Source organism: Synechococcus sp. R6-7, assembly GCF_047461695.1.
Lineage (GTDB): Bacteria > Cyanobacteriota > Cyanobacteriia > Thermostichales > Thermostichaceae > Thermostichus.
The window spans coordinates 1-3,485 of sequence record NZ_JANSHS010000163.1; the positions used below are offsets into that span (position 1 = coordinate 1).

At 61.0% G+C, this 3,485-nt stretch carries 3 protein-coding genes and 1 pseudogene; 1 reads left to right on the plus strand and 3 read right to left on the minus strand.

The genetic code is table 11. From position 1 onward, the window contains the following. The first annotated feature begins 223 nt into the window (after positions 1 to 223). Entirely contained in the window at positions 224 to 1,330 is a 1,107-nt protein-coding gene (locus NW815_RS05630) for a peptidylprolyl isomerase (protein ID WP_414389901.1), read from the plus strand. Here NW815_RS05630 and NW815_RS05635 read toward each other — a convergent pair. The 3 genes and pseudogenes from NW815_RS05635 to NW815_RS05645 form a co-directional block, all read right to left on the minus strand. After that, positions 1,327 to 2,358 carry a succinate dehydrogenase/fumarate reductase iron-sulfur subunit gene (locus NW815_RS05635; protein ID WP_414389903.1) on the minus strand — a complete coding sequence of 344 codons (1,032 nt, stop codon included), beginning with the start codon at positions 2,356 to 2,358 and terminating at the stop codon, positions 1,327 to 1,329. The genes NW815_RS05630 and NW815_RS05635 overlap by 4 nt on opposite strands. 86 nt (positions 2,359 to 2,444) lie before the next feature. Beyond that, entirely contained in the window at positions 2,445 to 3,212 is a 768-nt protein-coding gene (locus NW815_RS05640; RefSeq protein WP_414389899.1) for an MlaE family lipid ABC transporter permease subunit, read from the minus strand. 10 nt (positions 3,213 to 3,222) lie between these two features. After that, a pseudogene (locus tag NW815_RS05645) lies at positions 3,223 to 3,485 on the minus strand (hypothetical protein); the annotation flags it as partial.

Here is a 3,485-nt window from a genome sequence, read left to right on the forward strand (position 1 = left end):
GTTCAGGGGAGTTCAGCGTGAATGTATCAGAGCCGTGTAGCCATGCCCTTGGAGAAGTTGGTCCCGCTATTGCGGTCGCAAAAGCGTCGTGTAGCGATGACGGCTTTCCCCCAGGTGGAGCACGCCAGTCGTTGAAATCTCAATCGAGGTCTGACAACGCTTGCCGCCTGTGACGGTGGGATGTCAGGCTGAGACAGGAGTGGTTTTGCAGTCGGTAGGAACCATGACGCAGCGTGCCCAAGGATTTTGGCAATGGGGATCCCTTTGCCGGATTGGCCTCTACGTAGCTGCTCTATTCTGCGTGGTGGTGCTCTGGGGGATCCCGGCCTTGGCTCTGCCCCAAGGGGATGCCATCACGGATCCCCGTACCCTGTTGCGGCGGGCGTTGCCTATTCAGGAAACGAAGCTGCTGGAAATTGATGAGGCCATCTCCAAAATCGACACCGACCTGAAGTACAACCGCTGGTCGGCAGTGCGGGGAGATGTGCGCCAGGTAGAGCACCTCTTGGATCGCTATGGAGATTCCCTGCTGGCCGGCTTGCCTCCGGATCGGGTGACCCCAGCCTCTGAACAGATGGCTGCGCTGCGGGAGCAGTTGCGGGTGATCGGCCAAGCCAGCGAGCGCAAATCCAAAGGTAAAGAAGAGGCCCGCGCTGCCTACGACCGTCTAGTGGACGAGTTGGGATCCCTCGAAAACAACTGGGTGGGGGCTTTCCCCTACACAGTGCCTGCTGAGTATGCCGACAAACCTCAGCTCTTGGGGCGGGCAGAGGTGGAGCTAAACACCACCGCTGGGCGCATGGTGATCACCTTGGATGGATACAGCGCCCCCATCACTGCCGGCAACTTTGCCGACCTGGTGCAGCGGGGCTTCTACGATGGCCTGACCTTTGACCGGGTGGAGACCTTCTTCCTGGCGCAGGCCGGGGATCCCCCTGGCCCTGCCGATGGCTATGTGGATCCGGCCACGGGCAAGGTTCGCACCATCCCCATGGAGATTCGCGCCAAAGGCGAGGTGATGCCCCGCTACGGCCAGACTTTTGATCAGATGGGCCTGTGGGATGTGGAACCGGCTCTGCCCTTTTCCGCCGAAGGGACGGTGGCCATGGCCCGCTATCCCGACGATCCCAACAGCGCCTCTTCTCAGTTCTTCATCTTTATGGCTGAGCCGGATCTCACCCCGGCGGGGTTAAACCTCATGGATGGCCGCTATGCCGTGTTCGGGTACGTTACAGAGGGAACGGAGGTGCTGCGCCACATCAAAGTGGGGGATCGGATTTTGAGTGCCAGATTGATTTCCGGCCAAGACAACCTCAAACCCGGAGCCTAGAGGGGATCCCTTCCTTCCTGCCTAACTGTGTCGATAAGCCGCCGTACCGTCGCCGCCCCTGCAGAGGGCTGGAAGCGAAAGGGAAATTTGCCCCTGACCAACAGGCGCAGACCCAAAGGCACCAAGCTGAGCAGCCCTTTGGGATCCCGGCCCACCACCTGCAGGGCAAAGCGGCGCTCATCTATCCAACCACCAGAGCGCACCAGTTGCACCAGAGTCTTGCGGTGGCGGATGGCTATGGGCAAGGACTCCGTCCGAATAGCGCGAACAGCGTGCGATGGGGAACGGTCGGTGGGCAGAGCAGCGGTCTTGTCTGCATGGCGGGAGAGGATCCCCTGTTTGAGTTCGGTGATTTGATCCAGAGGTGCCACGCCCATCGGGCAGACGCTGTTGCAGTTCCAGCAGCGGGTACAGCCCCAGACACCAGCCAAGCTATCCAGAGCCTGCAGGCGTTGTTCCCGTTGGCTGTCGCGGCTGTCTTGGACGAGGCGGTTGGCTCTGGCCAGACCATGGGGGCCGACAAACTCTGGGTTCACCTCTTTGGCATTGCAATCGGAATAGCAGGCTCCGCAGAGAATACAGCCACCGGCAGCGTTGAGATGCTCCCGTTCGGCAGGCAGCTGTAAAAACTCTCGCTCCGGGATGCGTCGCCCCGCCGTGCTGACAAAGGGATCCACCCGGCTGAGATCGTTCCAGAAGGGCTGCATATCCACCACCAGATCCCGCAGAACGGGCAGGTTTCCCAGAGGGCCGATGCGAATAGGCTGCGGCTGGGGGCTGCGGGGATCCAGCTCTTCGCCCACATGTCGGCCACAAGCCAAGGCTGCCCTACCGTTGATGCGCATGGCGCAACTGCCACAGATGGTGTTGCGGCAGTTTTTGCGGAAGGCCAAGCTGCCATCCTGCTCCCACTTGATCTGGTTGAGGCAATCGAGAATGGTGGCGCCAGGGGATGTCTCCAGCCAGAAGGACTGCCAGCGGGGCGGCTCCGGCGGCAACTGTCGGAAAATCTGAAATTCTACTCGCAAAGTGCTCTGCACCGCTGAAGGGAAAGGGGATCCCATCCTAGCTCTCTCCCTATTGCTCCGCAACGCTAACGGGACAGCAGAAGTGGCTACAACGCGCGGCTGAGGGCGCTCCCCGGCCCCTGAAACAACAGCCAAGAAATAAGGAAGTTGGTGACAAACACGCCCAGCAGCGCCGTAACCACTGCATCGGTGGTGGAGCGACCCACCCCCTTGGCTCCCCCGCTGGTGGAAAGGCCCCAGTTGGAGCCAACAATGGCGATCAAAGACCCGAACACCATCGCCTTAAAACAACAGACGAGCAAATCCCAGGAGCTCAGAAGGGTTTGCGCCGAGTTGAGAAACACTGCAGGAGAGATGTTGTAGGCCGAAGCGCAGATGATCATCCCCCCCACCAGCCCCGTCAGCAGGGAGAGGATGGTGAGCACCGGCAGCATCAGCCCCGCAGCCAGCACCCGCGGGATCACCAGATAATCCACCGGATCGGTGCGTAACAACAGCAGAGCGTCGATCTGCTCCGTGACCTTCATGGTGCCCAGCTCGGCGGCAAAGGCGGATCCCACCCGTCCGGCCAAGATCACCGCCGTCACCACCGGTGTCAGCTCGCGGGCAAGGGCAATCGCCAAAACTCCCCCAATTAGGGAGGAAGCGCCAAAGTTGATGAACTCCCGCGCCAACTGGATGGTGAAAACACCGCTGATCACCACCGCCGTAATCAAAACAATCAGCAGCGACTCCAGACCCACCGCCGCCAACTGATCCAGGGTGTTGCGACGATGGATACGGCCCCGCATCAGATGCAAAATCACCTGACCGGCCAGGAGAAAACTGCTGCCCACCCGCTGCAACCAGCTCATGGTTTCCGTCTCAAGAAGCCGTTATCGCTAGGCGACGCTTTGGCGACCCCGTTAGGGGGGCGGAGTCCTTCGGGGTTGCCGGCTCCGCTGGCAGCTGAAAGCTGGGCACAAACGAGGCCCGTGTCAGGGGTTGATCCAGGATCAGCCCCTCTCCCCCCAGCACTTCTAGGGCACGACCTTCCACCGAGATCCAAACCCGGGCGCCGGGGTTTTGGCTAGTGGCCGTGTAGAGCACCTGCGCAATCCGGCTCATCATCGCCGTGGATCCCCCCC